Raw genomic sequence first — 18,897 nt, 5'->3', positions numbered from 1 at the left:
TTCAAAAAGTTGCCTGCCTTAGACAGCTTATTTAAGTGCGTCCATTTATGGTTTTCCTCTACTTTCTTTCACACTAACCTCCTTGGATGGGTTGGAAAAATGCCTTCTGCCAGATGGGCGCCCCTTTGCTGGATTCCGCCGGGCCGTCCTGTAGTCCGTAGATATCCAGTCCGCCCCGCGCCTCCGGCCTCCTGGCTATGTATTCGGGGGTTATACTAGCATCCCTTTCCCTCAGGGAATAATAACCATTTCTATACTAAGGCCAAAATAAACATTTTACAACCAAATTCTTCCGGTATATCCTGTATGTATCAGAAAGGACATCCCTCATGAAAAATCCCACCTCAGGTAATATCCGATTCCAGCCCATATCACTAACCGTACCGCTGATAGCCGGCAATATACTATAGCAGTCCTACAATACCATCAATGCCCTGGTCATAGGACGATACGCCGGGCCGGATACATTCGCGGCCATGGCGGGGCATCTATCTTAAAGGGAGACGCGGGCAATGAGGATATACCAAAAGAGGGAAGCATATGCCTCCCTCTGTCCATAACCCAGTGTACCTCTGCGTAACCGGCACGCAATCTTAGGGCGTGTTTGAAAATTCATTCCCGCCAACTGCCCTAATCTTTATAATTTAGCCAGAACCTCATCCAGGTCCATTGTCCTGGTACCGTCCTCCAGTTCAAAGAACGGGATTCCGATTCCTCCTGCCTGGCGTACCTGCTCATATAATCCGCAGTTCTCCCTCACGGCCAGATACGCCTTCAGATCCGGGAGGCTGGCGGACAGGTTCTTAAAATCCATTTCCGCGTTCTTTTCCCTCAGCTTGCAAAGGGCATATAAAGTGTCGGGACATAAGTGGCTTCCAATTACAGTGATTTTCATGATTCATGATCTCCTCTCAGGTTTGTTTTACTTATCTATATGTTCCGGAACAGGCCCGGAAATATATGCTTCAGATTCTTTTAGGCACGTTCCAATCCTGGCGCCTCAGGCGTCATTTCCTTTTCCTTTTTTATCCGCCTGTTCAGCCAGTCCTTTCCTTCCACCATACGCGTCACCATCATGGACGCAATGGTATCACCGCTTGCATTAAGGCAGGTTGCAGCCGGATCCACCAGGAAACCGATGGTTGCAATCAGTGGAAATGCCTCTGCAGGGAAGCCAAAAAGGCTTACTATCAGCATTTCCCCAACCAGTCCGCCTCCCGGCGCGCCAGACAGTACGAATGCGCTGAGCACGGCAACTGCCATGGCCATGGCATAGGTTCCCACACCGGTAAAGGACTGGTTGAAAATGCCGAACAGAAAACTGATTTTTACAATTGCAGATAACACGGAGCCGTCCATATGCATGGTAGCGCCCATGGGAAGTACGATATCGCGGATATCCTTCGGGACGCCGATCCGGTCGCAGGCCTCTGCATTTACCGGAAGGGCCGCAATGGAGCTCTGCGTTGCAAACGCGGTAACCGCCGGGTTCAGGATATGCTTGAACATCCTGCTGACCCCCTCTTTGCCCCCTGCGAAATATGCGTAGGCAGGAAATGCGGTAAAGAAGTAAAAAAGGCACATGGGATAATAAACCAGCATGGCATGTCCATAGTCCCCGATGAGTCCGGGGCCGAACTCCCCAACCAGGGAAGCGAAGTAAGCGCCTAACCCGATGGGTGCGTACATCATGATGATACTGACAATCTTCATGATAATGGCATTCAGATTGTTAAGAAGCTTCCCAACCGGGCTTTCCTCGCCTCCGCAGGCGCTGACACAGAAACCGGACAGGATTGCGAATACGATAATCGGCAGCATGTTCCTCCTGCTCATCAGTCCTGAGAAATCATCCACGGTCAGGGCGCCCACAATCATGTCGCCCACACTGGACATTTCCTCCATCTCCGCACTGGCAAACTGTATGCTCGTACCTGCCGCAGGCGGGAAGACATTGACCACCACCAGGACCAGCACGCCTGCAATGGCGCCTGTTACCACGAACACGGTCACCAGGCTTCCCATGATCCTGCCAAGCCGTTTCATGTTGACCATGTTGCCCACCGCACTTGCTATGGACACAAACACCATCGGCACCACAATGGTAAACATCAGGTTCAGGAAAATATCCCCCAATGGCGCAAGTACCTTTGCCTTTTCCCCCAGAACAATCCCCAGCACTGCCCCGATGGTGATTCCTGATAATAATATGATTGGAAAACGGTAATTTTTCCATATCGTTGATTTATTCATACCTTTCTCCTCCTTCTCTTATGTCTTTACAGCCTGCTGACAGCTTCCTTAAGCTGGTTTAACGCCTTTTCCAGGACACATCTTGGGCAGGCCGCATTTAACCGCATGTAACCGGACAGACTGCGTCCGAATGTATAACCCTCGTTCAATCCAAGGCCCGCCTCCTCAATCATGAATCTGCGGAGCTTTTCATTGTCCATGCCAAGGGCACGGCAGTCCAGCCACACCAGATACGTCGCATCCGGGACAGTGGGCTTAATCTGGGGAATATTGGCTTCACAGTACGCACGGATGAAATCAAAGTTGGCTTCCAGATATGGCAGCAGCTGTTCCAGCCACTCCTCCCCTTCATTGAAGGCTGCTTCCATTGCCACTGAGCTGAAGGCATTGTTCCTGTGGATATCCATGGCCATCCAGAACGTATCGAATTTCTTTTTCATCTCCTCATTGGGGAAAATGGTTGCGGATGCCTGGAGTCCGGCCAGGTTAAATGTTTTGGTTCCTGATATACAGGTAATCACTTTTCCTGCGATTTCATCTGAAAGGGTTGCTGTGGGTATGTGCTTCTTTCCATGGAAAACCAGGTCTGAGTGGATCTCGTCCGATACCAGCAACACATCATTCTCCATACAGATCCGTGCCATCCGGTCCAGTTCTTCCCTGGTCCACACAATCCCCAGCGGGTTGTGGGGGCTGCACAGAAGGAACATCCTGGCCTGCTTTGCCTTTTCCTCAAAGTCCTCAAAGTCAATGGACCAGGCCCCGTCCTTTTCCACCAACTGGTTCTCCAGCACGTTCCGCCCCCAGGCCTCAGTCACATCGTAGAACTCAGAATACACCGGAGTCTGGATTAAAATACTGTCACCTGGTTCTGAAAACAGCTTTACAAGGGAGGACAGCGCAGGCACCACGCCCAGGCTCCAGCTCATGAGTTCAGGTCTGATTTCCCATCCATTGCGCCTTCTCTGCCATCCCCGTATTGACTCAAAATAAGAATCCGGCCTGGAGGTATATCCGAAGATTCCCTGCCCTGCTTTTTCCTTCAGCGCATCTATAATGGGCTGCGCCGTCCTGAAATCCATATCCGCAACCCAGAGCGGAATCACATCCTGCCTTCCGAATTTCTTCACGCGCTCATCGTACTTTGCCGCCCTGTTCCGGCTTCTGTCGATAACTTCATCAAAATCATACTTCATTTTTATGCCGCCTTTCTTTTGGTTTCCCTGTTTCTGTGGACCTATTAAATATATAAGCAAAACCCGTGCCAACTTCCGAGGCGCAGCAGATGGGGAAGAATTGAAAAGGCCTGATTTCCTGGAAAATCAAGCCTTTTTATACATGGATGAAAATGGGCGGGGAATTATTTTATATATGGGGAAATGATTGCTGTTGGGAGTGAGGGGTTGGTTATGGGGTTGTATTGGGTTGTTTTTGGTTTTATTAGGTTACATTAGGTTGCATTGGTTGCAATTGATTCATTTTGGTTCTATATAGTTTTATATGATTGAATATAGTTACATATGGTTTATAGAATTCCATACGGTTTTATATAATCCTCCCTATTTTCCCAGATTTCACGTCCCAGGCAGGTCATACGGCTTCCTCCCCTCCCCCTGCTGACCCGCGCCAGGCCATATTCCTTCAGTATGCCAAGGATTGTCCTCACGCCAATCTGCGATAGAAAGAATTTCTCTTTCTTTGCACATTCCAGAATGCCCTCCCGCCCTATGGCCTTTCTTTCCTCTGTACACTGGTATAGGACCTTCAGCACAAACCAGTATTCTTCCGGCTCCATCCCCCTTTCCTCCATGGCCTGCTGCCACGGTTCAGGACGACGGAAGGACTGAGGACTGCCAGAAGCAGCTGCCTCAGATGCGGATGTTTCAGAATTTCCCGGTTCCAATCCCCCGGGCACTTCAGGACCAGCCGTCCTCACCGCCTTACCAGATTCCCGCTGTCCATCCTTCATTTCCCTATTCTCATATACAAAGGTTGGCGGAAGATCCTTCACCGTTATGACCGGACTGCCTGTAAAGCTGAAATATTCTGCCAGGTTCCGAAGCTCACGTATATTCCCCGGCCAGCTATAATGAAGGAACAGATCCTTCACTTCATCCGACAGCACGAAATCCCCCTTCAGTTCACTGTTAAAACGCTCCATCAAAAGGAATACGTCATCGCCTCTCTGGCGCAGGGGCGGAATCAGTACAGGCAGGGTATTAAGGCGGTAATACAGATCCCTTCTGAAGCTTCCGTCCTGCACCTTTTCCTCCAGTGATTCATTGGTAGCCGCCACAATCCGTACATCAATGCTGATGATCTTATTGCCTCCCACCCGCATGATTTCATGCTCCTGCAGCACTCGCAGAAGCTTCACCTGCAGGGCAGGACTCATCCCCTCCACCTCGTCCAAAAACAGGGTGCCGTGATGGGCAAACTCAAATAATCCCGGCCTTCCGCCCTTTTTCGCCCCTGTGAACGCCCCCTCTTCATATCCGAACAGTTCACTCTCCAACAGATTTTCAGGCATGGCGGCACAGTTAATTGCCACAAAAGGCCCCTTGGACCTCCTGGACGCCTGATGGACCGCATTGGCAAAAAGCTCCTTGCCGGTACCTGTCTCCCCGATGAGGAGAACCGGGGATTCCGTGGCCGCCATGCGTCTGAGTATCTGTTTGGTCCTCTCAATGCCATCCGACACCCCCACCACATCATCGAAGCAATACTTGGCCCGGTAGCCCTTGTGCATCAGCTGGTTCCTCAATTCATGCTGGCGGTTCTCAGCATCATTGAATCTCTGGAGAATGGCAAATGCGCCGATACAGTCATCCTTCCTTAAAACAGGAACCACGGTCACACCCACGTTAACCCCATTAATCCGGATTACCTTTGGCTCTATTTTCTCCTTTGACTTCAGGCATTGGAGCAGAGGCAGGTAGGCCAGGGATGAGGACGCCTGCTTATGCAGCACCAGGGAACGCTTCAGCCCTGTAATCTCCTCCGCCTTTTTATTCATGGCAAATATCTCCGCCCGCTCATTAATCCCGATAATACCCTCGTCCAATATTTCCATAAGGATGTCGAACTGGCTCTCCAGCCTTCGGGAACGCGCAAACATCATATCAAAGTTATAGGTACTGGTGACAACATTCCCAAAATACTCCTGGAACCTGGGAGTCTCCAGAAGTTCCTCCAGGCCCAGCTTCAGCGCGGCTTCAATCATGGTTTCCGACGTCAGGCACCGGTGCCCGATGTTCATCACATGTTCCACCCCCTGCGGCACATAGCGCTCCTCATCCGGAGTCACTGCCAGCGTCACGCCTTCCACCGGTTCAGCCCCCGGGTAAAAAGGAATGAAGCTGATGTGGTTGACGCCCAGCTGGTTCAAGGTAGCCGTGGCTTCACGGACCATCTTTTCCGTCATGTTGACAAACAGCGCCCTTGTGCCGGCCGGAATGGTCCGCAGCCGCCGTATGGTCTCCCACATATAGGTCACATGTATCTCACTAATCTGGGCATCAATGGGTATGTACTGCGGAACCTCCTCCCTGTTGTCAAAGGCATCCGTGGACATCATGTACAGGTCAGCCCTTTCCATATTGGAAATGGTCCCCTCCATCACGCTGTAAGACCGCACCTTCACATATTCCCCAAATAACTCCTGCACCTGATTTCCATAAAACGCACTGGCCCTTGGGTCCAGCGCCACAATCGCAACCTGTTTTACCATATATCCCCCTCCACTTTAACCATTAAAACCATTATATCTCCAATAAATCCATAATTTCAACCATAAATCGGATAATTCCCCAAAAAAGCCGCCCAAAAAGCATTCACCCCCATTACAATCGTCCCATATAGCATTCGGCACGTTTCTTGCTTGTAATATTTATTGAAGATATCCATATCACAAAACGGATGTCTGGTAAATGTCTGAATGTCCGGTACTGCGCCGCATAAACCACATCGCATGAACCACGCAGCACGGACCTAATCACAGATAACAGCAGGAGGAGACTTAGATGAATCGTGAAGAACTGATTACTTTATTAAAACAGGAGGTAGTTCCGGCCCTGGGATGCACGGAACCAGTATGCGTTGCCCTGGCAGCCGCCAGTGCAGCCAAAGCAGTGGGCGGCGATATCCATTCCATCCACGTGGAAATGAATCCAGGTATCTATAAAAACGGGATGTCCGTGGGCATACCGGGATTTGACCGGGTAGGCCTCAAGTATGCAGCTGCCCTGGGCGCTTATCTGTCCAACCCGGAAAAGGGACTGCAGCTTTTAGAAAACCTGACTCCCGCCGTCAGCAGCCGTTCCATCCGGCTGGTGGAGGACAATCAGGTCAGCATTGAGATAAAATCCAACGAAGCACAGCTTTATGCCCATGCCGTGGTCACCACCACTACAGGCAGAGGAACCAGCACCATCCGCAATACCCATTCCAATATTGTATATACTGCCCGGGAAATGCTTCCGCAAAGCACCCCGGAAATCCTGGACCAGAAAGAATACTCCCTGTCCGGCCAGACACAGCTTCATAAGAAGCTGACCCGGATGTCCATATCCGCCATTGTATCCCTGATAGAAGAATGCAGCCAGGAGGAACTGGCGTTCATGAAGGAAGGCGCCGACATGAACAGCCGGATGGCAGAATATGGCCTGGAACACGAACTTGGCATAGGCATTGCATCCGGACTGAAAAAATACAGCACCACCGATATCATGGGCAACAGCCTGATGACCCGGATCATGACCGTGATGGCAAGCAGCGCCGAAGGAAGGATGTGCGGCTGTCCCTATGCGGTCATGAGCAGTGCGGGCAGCGGCAACCATGGCCTGACCACCATCCTTCCCGTGCTGGAGACAGCAGACTATCTGGGCGCATCCCAGGAACAGCTGGTCAAGGCCCTGGCCATCTCCCACTCCCTCAATGTCTACATCAAGGAATTCACCGGGAAACTATCCGCCACCTGCGGCTGCGGCGTATCCGCCGCCTCCGCTGCTTCCGCCGCCATGGTATGGCTCATGGGCGGCAGCCACCAGCAGATGGGCAATGCCATCATCAACATGAGCGGCAACCTGACCGGAATGATATGCGACGGCGGAAAAATCGGCTGCGCCCTGAAGCTGGCCACCGCCAGCAGCGCGGCCCTCATGAGCGCCTGCCTCGCCATGGAAGGCACAGTCCTCCAACCCACGGACGGAATCTGCGCCTGTACGCCGGAAGAAGCCATCCAAAACATGGGACGCGTCAGCAACCCCGGAATGGTAGAAACGGACCGGACAATACTGGAAATCATGATGGAAAAAGGATAGTATTTATAAAAAATCTTATACTCATCGAATATGCTGACAAAAAAACGCGTATATATACATTGATATTATACAGCAGATAGAATATAATAGATTTGTAAGGAGATGAGAATCATGCCAAATATAAAACCTATATCAGATTTAAGAAATTATACGGATGTCCTAAGGGAAGTCAGAGACAATAATCCTGTCTATCTGACAAGAAATGGCCGCGGCGAATATGCTATTGTTAAGATTGATGAGTTGGATAGGCTGCGCGCCACGGTTGCACTTATGGCACAATTAGAAGAGGGAGAAAACTCGGCAAGAGAGCATGGCTGGATTTCCGCAGATGATGCGGAAGCCGCATTGGGGTTATAGTTATGTATAAATTAGAGTATGCACCAAGAGCCACGGATGATATGGCACGTGTTAAAGAATATATAACCCTTCAGCATGGAGCCACTGTGGCAAGAAAAAGCCTCCGGAAACTGACATCCTCCGCACGACGCTTGGAGAAATTCCCAGAAGAAGGACCCAGCCTGGAAGGAATGATTATGGTTCCCACAGACTACCGATATCTATATATAAAACCGAATTATCTTTTTTACAGGATTGAGGGAAATACCGTGAAGGTAGTAAGGGTCCTGAATGAACAGCAAGATTTTCTCCGGATTCTTTTTGGCATTTAGAATGAGGCAGCAGAAGCAATACCGCAGCGGGTGAGTGGAATGGGGCCGGGGAGACCGGGGGCCGGGACGGACCGTTCCGTTCTGGTGACATTTGGAGCGGTTCGGCCGGACTTAGGGGGCGGTATGCAAAAACAGAAGGCGGATTTGGAGCGCTCCACGCCCAAATCCGGCTGCCCATGGAGGGGCAGGCATCAAGCCTGCGCCGTAATTGGCAGCGAACCTTCTGTTTTTGCATACCGGCCCCTTAGTCCGGCCCACCGCGGAAACCAGGAACCAGAACGGAACGGTCCGTCCCGGCCCCCGGTTTTCCCGGCCCCATTCCACTCACGGACGGAAACACCCCTGCCCCATTACAATCCTAAATTCAAATCAAATTCTCCGGGTTCAGGCACTTCAGCTCATCCAGCACAAACATCCCGTCCTTACGGATCAGCACATCGTCAAACCAGATTTCCCCGCCGCCGTACTCCGGCGTCTGGATACAGATCAAATCCCAGTGCACCGCGGAGTGGTTGCCGTTATCCGTGTTGTCATAGGCATTGCCCGGGGTCAGGTGGAAACTTCCGGCAATCTTCTCATCAAAAAGGATGTCGCCGATTGCCCTGTGGATCTGCGGGTTCACGCCAAAGGCGAACTCTCCCACATAGCGGGCGCCCTCGTCAATATCAAATATCCTGTTCATGCGGTCCGTATTATTGGAACTGCATTCCACAATCTTACCGTCCTTAAACACCAGCTTCACATTCTGATATACAAAGCCGTCATATGGCGCCGGGGTATTGTATGTAATCACTCCGTTGACCGAATCCTTAACCGGCGCCGTATAAACCTCACCGTCCGGTATATTCTTATTGCCATGCATGCCGTAACATGGAATTCCCTTGATGGAAAAGGTAATATCGGTCCCAGGCCCCACGATGTGCACCTTGTCCGTGCGGTCCATCAGCGCTTCCAGCTTCTCCATGGCCCTGCCCATCTTATCATAATCCACCAGGCAGGCTGCAAAGTAGAAATCCTCATATTCCTCAGTACTCATGCCGGCCAGCTGGGCCATGGCGTCATTGGGATAGCGCAGCACGGACCACTTGGTGTGGTTGCAGCGCTCCGCCAGATGGATGGGGCCCCAGTAATGCTTGCGGTAATATCCATTTTTCTCATCTGAAACACGGTTCCACACACTGATGTTATCCGTGGCCCGTATGTCGATATAGGCGTCCATATCCTTCATCCGTTCCAGCTCATAGGATGCAATCTCGGCCATGTGCTCCTCGCTGCTTCCCTCAATCAGTGCGCCTTCCACCTCATAGTCAAATATGTGCACAAAAGGCTTTCCTCCGGCCAGATAGGCCTCCTCCACCAGCGCCTTCAAAAGGCCGGTCTGCTTTCCGTGCAGCTCCAGAAGGATTTTCTCATCCTTCTGAAGATACACTGCATGGTTAATTAAAAACTTGGCGAATTTCCGAATACGTGGATCTTCCATACTAAATTGATTCCTTTCTTTCCATGTCCCAGGGTGTGCAGCACGACATCCTGACACCGGACCTCATTATGATTTGCTGTTCTCATACAGACGCCTATAAGTCTCTTCCCCCTTGAATCCGGTCAGCGCGCTGACTAACAGGATTACAACCACTGCCGCCGGAACAGCCACAATGGCGCTGGCGATTCCGTATGGGCTGTTAAGCACCATGGTCCATACAACGGTCACCACACCGCCGGTCAGGATTCCCGCGATGCCGCCAGCCTTTGTCACCTTCTTGGAGAACAGGGCAAACAGCAGGGCCGGGGTGATGGCTGCACCGTACATGGTATAAGCTGTCATCTGCAGGCTCAGGATGGTGGGGAAGAACAGGGTCAGCACAACCGCCAGGACCGTGAGGACCAGGATGGTGATACGCATAAAGTGGATTTTCTGCTTATCATCCGCATTCTTGTTCAGATATTTGCCCCATACATCATATGTAACATTGGTGGCAGCGCTCAGCAGATAGGAATCCGCCGTGGTAACGATGAATGCCACGCAGGCCACCAGCACGACTGCGCCCAGCACAAATGGCAGATAATTAACCGCAAGTGAGAAAATAATGTTGGACGGCACGTCCAGGCTTGGGAACAAGGCAATTCCTATGGTACACATAAGGATAATCAGCACACAGACCGTGATTTCGGCTGCAAACAATCCAAGATTCGACTTCTTTGCCTCCTCCGCGCTCTTGGCAGATGCAAAACGCTGCATCATGTTCTGGTCGCCCAACAGCAGGGAAATGGTTGGTATCATATAGCCAAGAATCGCAATCACGCCCAGTCCGCCAGTTCCTGTCAGCCTCTCTGCAGGGATGGCAGCCATGGCCTCAGACCATCCGCCCGCCCTGCCGATCAGCAGCGGGATGGCAAGGAGGAAGCCGCCTACCATCAGCAGCGCGCTGACAGCATCCGTATAAGCCACGGAAATCATTCCGCCGGAAACAGTCAGAAGCAGGATACCGACCGCTGACAGCACGGTCGCCAGATTTGCATCCATTCCCGTAATCAGGCTGATGATATTGCCGGCAGCTTTAATCTGCGTTGCGCACAGGCCCACATAAGCCAGCATGATGCAGATTACGGCAATGATGCTTGCCCCGTCGCCGTAGCGTGCCGCAAATACCTCAGGCACCGTAATCTTCGTGCTGCTGCGCACCTTGCTGGATATGAAGTACAGGAGCAGCATACCGATGGGCGCTCCGGCAAAATGCAGGGTTCCCACAACCGGACCATACAGATACACCACGCTGGCGCTTCCGGTGATGCCGCCGCCTCCGCACCAGCTTGCAAGCAGGGTTCCTATCAGGATCATAAATGGCAGCTGACGTCCCGCAACCACGAAATCGTCAGATGTCTTAACCTTTTTCTTGCCCATCACAATGCCGTAGATGATAATTCCGGCAATGTAGAGCAGGATACAAATCAAATATCCCATATCTAACCTCCAATTTATAAAATTTTAATAAAATCATACCAATTAATTGCAGATTAGTCAAACATGTTTTCGTTTCCCGGTTCCCCGGTCCCTTTCCCATGTTCCAGGCGTATGATCCTGCTGCATCCGGTCAGGGTGGACATCCGATGGGATATGATCAGCAGGGTTTTATTGGAATATTCTTCCTCCAGGGTCTTTAACAATTCTTTTTCGTGCAGGATATCCAGGCTGCTGGTGGGTTCATCCATCACCACCACGTCAGGATCCGCCAGCATGACCCGGGCAATGCCCACCCGCTGCCGCTCCCCTCCGGAAAGGCGGCTGCCCATGGTGCCCATCTCCGTTGCGTATCCCTCCGGCAATGTCAGGACAAACTCATGCAGCCCCGCGCGTTTTGCGGCTGTCATGATTTCATCCATGGACGCCTCCGGCTTTCCCAGGGCAATATTGTCCGCAATGGTACCGTTGAAAAGGAAGGTATCCTGTTCCAATACCGCTATCCTGCGGTGCAGTTCCTCCAGTGAAATCTGGTCAATGGGAATACCGTTAATCCGGATGGAACCTCCTGACGGATTCCAGAACCGCAGCAGGAGGCGCAGCACCGTGGATTTGCCGATACCGCTTTCACCCACGATTCCAACCTTATCCCCCTCCTCAATCTTAAGGTTAAATCCATCCAGGATTTTTCCCCTCTCCTGTGAATAGCCAAAGGAAACATTTTTAAATTCAATGCTCCTTATGGTTCCAACGGTTTTAGGATGTACTGTTTCCACAATCTCCGGCCGCGTATCCTCGATGATGAACAGCCGTTCCGCTGCCGCAAAGGCTTCCAGCAGGCTGGATATGACCATGGTCAGCGAAAATGTAGATGAAAAGGAGGCAACCGCCACAAAGGATATCACTACCGTCCCAACGGGATTGGAGGCGCCGTTGGCAGCAAGGACGGAGGCCACCAGAAGGATCAGTATCCTGGCCAGGTACACGAAAAAGGTGGGCGCCGAGGACACTGCCTGCTTATGCATGGTCAGCCCGTGGGCTGCCCGGTTCACCTTCCTGTTCTGTTCCATCACCCGGGCCAGCTGTTTATCCCCAAAACCAAATATCTGGATATCCTTAATCCCATATACGCTTTCCAGCACAAGGGATTTTATCTCCCCGAGCCTTGTCCTGTACCGCATGCCCACCGGCCTTCCCGCCTTCATGGCAAGCAGGGGCAGCAGGACACTGATTATCACATACACGGGCAGCAGCGCTGCCGCAAACAGCGGATTGATGTACAGCGCCAGCCCAAGGGTCGTGCACGGAAGGATGATTACCGTGAACATAGGCCCGATGGTATGGGCAAAAAAATACTCGATTGTCTCAATATCCGACACAGCCACATTCAGGATATCCCCCTTCTTCCTGTCCATCAGACAGGCAGGAGCCAGTTTGCGTATGGTCTTAAACAGATGGATCCGCATGTCTGCCAGAAGCTGGTATGCCCCTGCATGGGAGGCCACGCCCTCCATGTAACGGCAGGCTACTATCAGGATGGTACAGACTGCCGTCAATGTCCCAAACAGCACAGGACTGCCCCAGGCCAGCCTGCCCGCGCAGGCAAGGATCCAAAGGGCGCCAAAACCCATAAGTCCCATATGGGAAAGATTTCCCACAATACTTGCAGCGGCTGCCGCCGCAAGAGGCGCTTTGACCGGAGCCGCAATCTTTAACAGCCGGATGGTCATTTCGCGGATTGAATATTGAAATTTACGCTTCATCATTGCGGCCCCCTTTCTGCCTGTTCTTTCAGCTGTGCCTGCCCTTCCAGCCGGGTCTGTCCTTCCAGATGTACCTGCCCTTCCAACCGGGTCTGCCCTTCCAGCCGAACCTGCATTTCCAGCTGCTCCTGCCCTTCCAACCGGGTCTGTCCTTCCAGCTGTACCTGCCCTTCCAACCGGGCCTGCCCTTCCATCTGTGTCTGCCCTTCCGGCCGAACCTGCATTTCCATCTGCTCCTGCCCTTCCAACCGGGTCTGTCCTTCCAGATGTGCCTGCCCTTCCAACCGGGCCTGCCCTTCCATCTGTGCCTGCCCTTCCAGCCGAACCTGCATTTCCAACTGTGTCTGCCCTTCCAACCGGGCCTGCCCTTCCAGCTGCTCCTGCTCCGTCACCAGCCTGTGATACAGGCCATGCCGCCGCATCAGCCCGTCATGGCGCCCGCTCTCAGAGATTTCCCCTCCGTCCAGGACATAGATACAGTCAGCGTTCCGGATGGTGGACAGACGGTGGGAAATGATGATCAGGGTCCTTGTAAGGGCCAGCCTGTCAATACAGTTCCATATCTCCTGTTCGCTCTCCACATCCACGCTGGAAGTTGCCTCATCAAAGATGATATATTCCGCCTGGCAAAGCAGCGCCCTGGCAATCCCAATTTTCTGCCTCTGCCCGCCGGACAGTTTGCCGCCGCCATCGCCCACATCCGTAAGAAGGCCATCCGGCTGTTCCAGGACCCAGTCCTTCAGGCGGACCTGGTCCAGCGCCTCAAGTAACTCTTCATCGGAGGCATTTTCCTTTGCCATCCTCAGGTTGTCGGCAATGGTTCCCGCAAAAATGCTGACGGACTGCGGGACCATGATGATATGCTTCCGCAGTTCCTCCGGCGTGAAACTGATATAATCCCTGCCCTCCAGCACAATCCTTCCGCCCGCCGGGTCAAAGAAGCGCATGAGCAGCCCTGCCACCGTGCTTTTACCGCAGCCGGAAAGCCCTGCCAGGGCAGTCACCTTCCCCCGCTGGATTGTCAGCGACACATCCTTAAGCGCAATGTTCCTTCCCGTATAAGTGTGTGAGACATGTTCCATCCGTATTCCCATATAGCCTTCCTCTTCCTTTGGGAAATCCGGCTGGTAGGGCCTTGAAGTATCCATATCCAGCAGGTCCGATACCTTCTCCGCTGCCGAAACCCCTGCCAGCGCCGTGTGGGTGGCTCCCATAAGCTGGCGCACGGAGTCAAAGAAGCTGTAGGACAAAAGCAGCACCATGAGGGCTGCGCTGAATGAGACATTTCCCCGTACCAGTCCCCCGCAGATGATACCCGTGGCCGCAAGGACGGCTCCGTATATCATGCCGTCCGTCATCAAAAAGGACAGGAAGTTGACCTTCATCACATCCATGATTTTCCGGTTAAACGCATCTGCCTTTCCGGTCAGCACGGCGGTCCTGTCCGCGTCCCGTTCAAACAGTTTAAGGGTCACAAGCCCCTGGACACTTTCCAGGTAATATCCGGTCAGGTCCTCCAATGCGTTCCAGTACTCCGTCTTTAGCAGCTCAATCCTGGAACGGAACACGTTATTCAACGGCAGCAGGACAAATGCAATGGCAAACAGCAGCACCGCTACCGTAAGGGACGCCCCTTTAAGCTGGAAGAACAGATAAACCGGGGCGCACATGCAATACATCAGTCCCGGAAGATACTGGCTGTAATATGTCTGCATGGATTCCACACCGTCAACCGATGAGGTGATGGCCGAAACAGGTCCGATTTTCTCGATGTTTCCAGCATCCAGTTCCAGGACCTTGGAAAATATCCTGGCCCTTAACGCGGTCCTGGCCTTGGCCGTGCAGCGGTACTCCGCCTCCCCCCGGAGAAGCTCGGAACAGAGCATGAGAAATGCCGCCGCCAGCGCGGAAAGGATGGCAGCGCCCGCATCCTTAACCGTCAGGGACGGTGAGGCAATATTGCCCAGGAATCCTGAAATCGTTCTGGCAAACGCGGCTGCCCCGATTAAAGTTACCATTTTAAGTCCGGCGATTGCCGCCATCCATCCCCACAGTCCCTTTGCCAGTTTAAACAGTGTCCGGTTCATCAAAAGCATATGGTTACCCCCTGTCAGATAAGTACTGGTGCCGCCATGGACGGCACAGCACCGTAATTCATAAAAACGCCATAAAGCGGCATAGCCTCAGATGGCTATACCGCTCCGTTCTATTAGCATCCGCTAACTACCCTCATTCTACTACAAGGCCCAGGCAAGGTCAAGCATTTTAACCTCCTCATCCATCCAACCTTATCCATCCAAAGGCCGTTCCTCTGCAGACCATTTATCCACAAAGTCATCCACCCGCAGGCCACTAATCCACAAGCTTATCCAGTTCCTTCACATGCTCCGTCTCATTGGAGGTCTTATGGTTTGCCTTGGAGGCATAGAGATTCACTGCTGCCTGGGACTTCTTAATGGGCTGCATGGTTCCTGCCCCGGCCACGCATCCGCCCGGACACGCCATTCCCTCTAACAGATAGCCGTTGTATTTACCAGCCTTGGCCATGGTAAGAAGCTTCCGGCAGTCCTTAAGCCCCTCTGCATTGGCAACCTTGATTTCCCTGTCCGGGAAACGCTGGTGGATAACGTCAACCACTGACTTTGCAACGCCTCCTGACACGGCAAAGTTACGCCCGTCCATGGACGCATCGTTGACACCGTCCGGGTCCTCCTCCATTTTCTCAATCTCCACATGCCTTGCATCAAAAATCCCATCCATCTCCTCAAAGGTCAGCACAAAGTCCACATCACTGCGGATATCCGTCCTCATGGCCTCCAGCTTCTTCGCTGCGCACGGGCCGATGAACACCACCTTGGCGTTCTTGTGGTGCCGTTTAATCAGGCGGGCCGTCAGGGTCATGGGGGTCAGGGCCATGGAAATGCAGTCAGCCTGTTCAGGGAACAGCTTCTTAGCCATCATGGACCAGGCCGGACAACAGGAAGTGGCCATGAACGGAAGCTTTTCCGGAACCTCCTGCATGAAGTCAATCGCCTCCTGGGTGGCGCACAGATCGGCGCCCACTGCCACCTCGAATACATCCGCAAATCCCAGCGCCTTCATGGCCGCACGCAGCTTGCCCGGCGTCACCTTCGGACCGAACTGTCCCACGAACGCAGGTGCAACCGCAGCATACACACGCTCGCCGGACTGGATGGCGCGGATGACCTGGAATATCTGGGACTTGTCCGCAATGGCCCCAAAGGGGCAGTTCACAAGACACATGCCGCAGGATACGCATTTGTCATAATCAATATCCGCCTTGCCGTTTTCATCTGAATGTATGCAGTCCATGCCGCAGGCCGCTGCACACGGACGCTCCTGGATAATGATTGCATTGTAGGAACAGACATCCGCGCACCTGCCGCACCGGATGCATCTGTCCTGGTCAATATGGGAGCGCCCGTTGGAACGGTCAATGCTCACCGCATCCTTTGGACACACCTCCACACAGGGGTGGGCCAGACAGCCCTGGCATCCGTCCGTCACCACCACCCGCTTTTCGTGGCAGGCGTTGCAGGCAAACTTCATCACATTGATAAGCGGTGGCGTATAATACGTCTCCGGCTGGTCCGCTGCCTCTATATTATCCGATATCGGTGCAGGGTCGGCCGCACTGCGGTAGGGAAGCCCCATGGCCAGTCTCAGCCGCTCCCCCACAATGGCCCTTTCCAGGAATACGTCGCTGCGGTAATTGCCAATCTCCCCCGGAATGATTTTATAGGGAAGTTCCTCAATCCTCTTATCCACAGGCCATTCCGTGTGGTAAGCCATGCGGGCCACTTCCCTGAATATCCTGTGCCTGATTTCCTGTATACGCGTTTCTACGCCTCTCATGGTGTGCCTCCTTATCATCAATCGGTCAACCGGTTCTTCATTACTTGATAATACAGTACCGATTATATAGGAAAGGCACGCAAATGCAAGTATATTAACTTATTTTTAACCATTGTTCCTGATTTTAACCATCTGCCAGCGCCTTGACAGGCAGCAGTTCAATATAACCCCTGGTCCCGATTGGCTCCAGCTGGACCCGCGGGTTGTCCCTGTCCCACCTGTACCCGGCTGCAGACGGTTCATACCGGCTGATAGCTGACTGCACCTGTTCAATTGCCTGGCAGTAGTCCTCCTCGGCAAACGGCTCCCCCTGGAACATGAGATACCTGCACGGCGGAAGTCCTATCACATCGAACCCTTCCGGCACCACGCCATCATAGTCCGCCGGAACCTCCACCCCCTGCACATACACGGACGTGCCCGGCTTTACATAAGCGCCGGGCAGCCACAGGCACACCGGTTCCCCGCTGATGGAACAGATGCTTGTGAGCAGCCCCCACACATCGCAGCCCACCTCTTCACAATAAGTAAAATACTCCTCTGCCTTAATGCCCCGCTTAATCAGCACCTTGCGCTCCGGCTTCCAGACTTCCCGGATGAATACATTTTTAACTGTTTCCATGGTTTTCTCCCTTCTGATATACCTGTATTTGACTCCGTAAGGCGTAAACAGGCTAATAGGCACAGGATTCAAGGCATACTCCTTTGGATTGCAGCCAAATTCCCTGGAAAATGCCCGCTGGTAGCCGTCCACGCTTTTAAATCCCATTTCAAAAGCAATATCCACAACCTTTACCTTCCCATCCCTCAGTCTGAGCGCTGAGCGTGAAAGCCGGAACCTGCGGACGTAATCCGAAGGCGTCATACCCACATAGCGTACAAAAAGCCGGTAGGAATACCAGGGTGAATACAGGGAACATGCGGCAAGGGCGCCGGGACTGATTTCTTCATCCAAATGCTCCGCTATATAATCCTGCATCCTCTGCACCGCCTCAATCTGTACCGCTTCCCCTTTTGCCTGCTCCTTCATCTGTCCACCGCCTTACATACACATTATAATCATCAGAGGGAAAATGCTCTCGACTTTTTTTGCCCTGTTCCATGACAGCAGGCACCCGGACACGCAAAAAGGGGGCAGGATTGAACATCCAAACTCCCCCTGGGGCGTGTTTGTAGATTGCTTTCCGCCGGCTGTGCGTCCCCTGGACAAGTCAGAAAGCCCGTATCATGCGCAGCACCGCTTCCGCCCCGCCGCTGTCGTGGTCACCTGTAACATAAACAGCCCGCTCCTTTAATTCCTCAGGACTGTTTCCCATGGCAACCCCATAGGCTGCAAATCCAATCATTTGCATGTCATTGTCACCGTCCCCAATGGCAAGGGTTGCTTCCCTGCCTATGCCAAGGTACCCGCACAGCCACTCCATGGCCTTGCCCTTATTGACAGACGCCCCGTTGATTTCAATGTTACCTGCCATGGAACTGGTTATCTGGACGTCTCCCCTGGCCCTCAGCCTGGCCTTCAGCATCTCCCGGTCACTGTCTTCCAGGAAAAACACATTCAGCTTCTCAGCTTCATCCCATACATCCTCAAGCCCGTACAGGCTTGGCACCATCACATGGTCCCTCTGGAAATATTGTATGAAATTATAATCCTTTTCTTTTCCGGCCGCCTTTTGCACATCCCCTTCATTAATGTAGGACTTTCCCTGGGAAAACAGTTCAATGTATCCTTCCTTCCCTTTCATGACCTCCAGCACCTCTTTTACCACGCCGGGCGGAAGCTTCACCCGGAACAGGGAAGTCAGGGATTTCACATCCCATATCTGCGCCCCATTGGCCGTGATGGCATACCTGATTTTCCCCATCTGAAGAAGCTCCTGGGGAATCGACCTCAGATACCTGCCTGTACACGGAACTACCAGACAGCCGTTCTCATTTAAACGCCCTATCTGGCGGATGGCCGTCTCCCCTATGTGGTTGGCGCTGTCCATAAGCGTCCCATCCAGGTCAACTGCGGCCAGCCTGATATCCTGTCTTATTTCCATCCTGATCCACACCTT

The 18,897-nt window shown here is 52.7% G+C and carries 14 protein-coding genes; 3 read left to right on the top strand and 11 right to left on the bottom strand.

Annotation, left to right across the window (positions count from 1 at the left end; translation table 11 throughout):
* Positions 1 to 637: 637 nt before the first annotated feature.
* The 4 genes from LK536_RS50765 to LK536_RS50750 all read right to left on the bottom strand — a co-directional run bounded on the left by LK536_RS50765 (position 638) and on the right by LK536_RS50750 (position 5,983).
* Positions 638 to 895 (bottom strand): glutaredoxin, encoded by a 258-nt coding sequence (locus tag LK536_RS50765; protein WP_008721112.1) that lies wholly within the window; start codon positions 893 to 895, stop codon positions 638 to 640.
* Between the two features lie 80 nt (positions 896 to 975).
* Positions 976 to 2,253, bottom strand: a complete 1,278-nt coding sequence (locus LK536_RS50760) for a dicarboxylate/amino acid:cation symporter (RefSeq protein ID WP_025483714.1) — start codon at positions 2,251 to 2,253, stop codon at positions 976 to 978.
* 26 nt (positions 2,254 to 2,279) lie between these two features.
* Complete coding sequence (locus tag LK536_RS50755) at positions 2,280 to 3,449, bottom strand: MalY/PatB family protein (protein ID WP_120058168.1); 1,170 nt, start codon at positions 3,447 to 3,449, stop codon at positions 2,280 to 2,282.
* A gap of 329 nt (positions 3,450 to 3,778) precedes the next feature.
* Positions 3,779 to 5,983, bottom strand: coding sequence for a sigma-54 interaction domain-containing protein (locus LK536_RS50750; RefSeq protein WP_227796755.1), 2,205 nt, complete (start codon positions 5,981 to 5,983; stop codon positions 3,779 to 3,781).
* Between the two features lie 292 nt (positions 5,984 to 6,275).
* Here LK536_RS50750 and LK536_RS50745 point away from each other — a divergent pair, with 292 nt between their 5' ends.
* The 3 genes from LK536_RS50745 (at position 6,276) to LK536_RS50735 (ending at position 8,242) form a co-directional block, all read left to right on the top strand.
* On the top strand, positions 6,276 to 7,574 hold the full coding sequence (locus LK536_RS50745; RefSeq protein ID WP_227796754.1) for an L-cysteine desulfidase family protein: 1,299 nt from the start codon (positions 6,276 to 6,278) through the stop codon (positions 7,572 to 7,574).
* Between the two features lie 111 nt (positions 7,575 to 7,685).
* Positions 7,686 to 7,931 (top strand): type II toxin-antitoxin system prevent-host-death family antitoxin, encoded by a 246-nt coding sequence (locus LK536_RS50740; protein ID WP_227796753.1) that lies wholly within the window; start codon positions 7,686 to 7,688, stop codon positions 7,929 to 7,931.
* A 2-nt stretch (positions 7,932 to 7,933) separates the two neighbouring features.
* The gene (locus LK536_RS50735; RefSeq protein ID WP_227796752.1) at positions 7,934 to 8,242 is read left to right on the top strand and encodes a type II toxin-antitoxin system RelE/ParE family toxin; all 309 of its coding nucleotides are present in this window, start codon (positions 7,934 to 7,936) and stop codon (positions 8,240 to 8,242) included.
* A gap of 364 nt (positions 8,243 to 8,606) precedes the next feature.
* Here LK536_RS50735 and LK536_RS50730 read toward each other — a convergent pair whose 3' ends face one another.
* The 7 genes from LK536_RS50730 to LK536_RS50700 all read right to left on the bottom strand — a co-directional run bounded on the left by LK536_RS50730 (position 8,607) and on the right by LK536_RS50700 (position 18,882).
* Positions 8,607 to 9,722: an aminopeptidase gene (locus LK536_RS50730; protein ID WP_025483718.1), complete on the bottom strand. Its 1,116-nt coding sequence runs from the start codon at positions 9,720 to 9,722 to the stop codon at positions 8,607 to 8,609.
* A 66-nt stretch (positions 9,723 to 9,788) separates the two neighbouring features.
* The gene (locus tag LK536_RS50725; protein ID WP_227796751.1) at positions 9,789 to 11,201 is read right to left on the bottom strand and encodes a sodium:solute symporter family protein; all 1,413 of its coding nucleotides are present in this window, start codon (positions 11,199 to 11,201) and stop codon (positions 9,789 to 9,791) included.
* 53 nt (positions 11,202 to 11,254) lie between these two features.
* Entirely contained in the window at positions 11,255 to 12,961 is a 1,707-nt protein-coding gene (locus LK536_RS50720; RefSeq protein WP_506092206.1) for an ATP-binding cassette domain-containing protein, read from the bottom strand.
* Positions 12,961 to 15,057, bottom strand: coding sequence for an ABC transporter ATP-binding protein/permease (locus LK536_RS50715; RefSeq protein WP_227796749.1), 2,097 nt, complete (start codon positions 15,055 to 15,057; stop codon positions 12,961 to 12,963). The genes LK536_RS50720 and LK536_RS50715 overlap by 1 nt, the downstream gene beginning before the upstream one ends.
* 256 nt (positions 15,058 to 15,313) lie before the next feature.
* Positions 15,314 to 16,837 (bottom strand): 4Fe-4S dicluster domain-containing protein, encoded by a 1,524-nt coding sequence (locus tag LK536_RS50710; protein WP_008721098.1) that lies wholly within the window; start codon positions 16,835 to 16,837, stop codon positions 15,314 to 15,316.
* A 124-nt stretch (positions 16,838 to 16,961) separates the two neighbouring features.
* Positions 16,962 to 17,867: a helix-turn-helix transcriptional regulator gene (locus LK536_RS50705; RefSeq protein ID WP_227796748.1), complete on the bottom strand. Its 906-nt coding sequence runs from the start codon at positions 17,865 to 17,867 to the stop codon at positions 16,962 to 16,964.
* A 181-nt stretch (positions 17,868 to 18,048) separates the two neighbouring features.
* Complete coding sequence (locus LK536_RS50700; protein ID WP_227796747.1) at positions 18,049 to 18,882, bottom strand: HAD family hydrolase; 834 nt, start codon at positions 18,880 to 18,882, stop codon at positions 18,049 to 18,051.
* Positions 18,883 to 18,897: the final 15 nt, after the last annotated feature.

The organism is Clostridium pacaense (genome assembly GCF_020709765.2).
Classification (GTDB): domain Bacteria; phylum Bacillota; class Clostridia; order Lachnospirales; family Lachnospiraceae; genus Enterocloster; species Enterocloster hominis.
This window is presented reverse-complemented; position numbering and strand designations above follow the sequence as displayed.

Excerpts from the sequence above, each read along its gene's own strand:
- LK536_RS50755 (WP_120058168.1), bottom strand. The coding sequence starts at position 3,449 with ATGAAGTATGATTTTGATGAAGTTATCGACAGAAGCCGGAACAGGGCG.
- LK536_RS50720 (WP_506092206.1), bottom strand. The coding sequence starts at position 12,961 with ATGAAGCGTAAATTTCAATATTCAATCCGCGAAATGACCATCCGGCTG.
- LK536_RS50750 (WP_227796755.1), bottom strand. The coding sequence starts at position 5,983 with ATGGTAAAACAGGTTGCGATTGTGGCGCTGGACCCAAGGGCCAGTGCG.
- LK536_RS50765 (WP_008721112.1), bottom strand. The coding sequence starts at position 895 with ATGAAAATCACTGTAATTGGAAGCCACTTATGTCCCGACACTTTATAT.
- LK536_RS50745 (WP_227796754.1), top strand. The coding sequence starts at position 6,276 with ATGAATCGTGAAGAACTGATTACTTTATTAAAACAGGAGGTAGTTCCG.
- LK536_RS50730 (WP_025483718.1), bottom strand. The coding sequence starts at position 9,722 with ATGGAAGATCCACGTATTCGGAAATTCGCCAAGTTTTTAATTAACCAT.
- LK536_RS50715 (WP_227796749.1), bottom strand. The coding sequence starts at position 15,057 with ATGCTTTTGATGAACCGGACACTGTTTAAACTGGCAAAGGGACTGTGG.
- LK536_RS50740 (WP_227796753.1), top strand. The coding sequence starts at position 7,686 with ATGCCAAATATAAAACCTATATCAGATTTAAGAAATTATACGGATGTC.
- LK536_RS50760 (WP_025483714.1), bottom strand. The coding sequence starts at position 2,253 with ATGAATAAATCAACGATATGGAAAAATTACCGTTTTCCAATCATATTA.
- LK536_RS50735 (WP_227796752.1), top strand. The coding sequence starts at position 7,934 with ATGTATAAATTAGAGTATGCACCAAGAGCCACGGATGATATGGCACGT.
- LK536_RS50710 (WP_008721098.1), bottom strand. The coding sequence starts at position 16,837 with ATGAGAGGCGTAGAAACGCGTATACAGGAAATCAGGCACAGGATATTC.
- LK536_RS50725 (WP_227796751.1), bottom strand. The coding sequence starts at position 11,201 with ATGGGATATTTGATTTGTATCCTGCTCTACATTGCCGGAATTATCATC.
- LK536_RS50705 (WP_227796748.1), bottom strand. The coding sequence starts at position 17,867 with ATGAAGGAGCAGGCAAAAGGGGAAGCGGTACAGATTGAGGCGGTGCAG.
- LK536_RS50700 (WP_227796747.1), bottom strand. The coding sequence starts at position 18,882 with ATGGAAATAAGACAGGATATCAGGCTGGCCGCAGTTGACCTGGATGGG.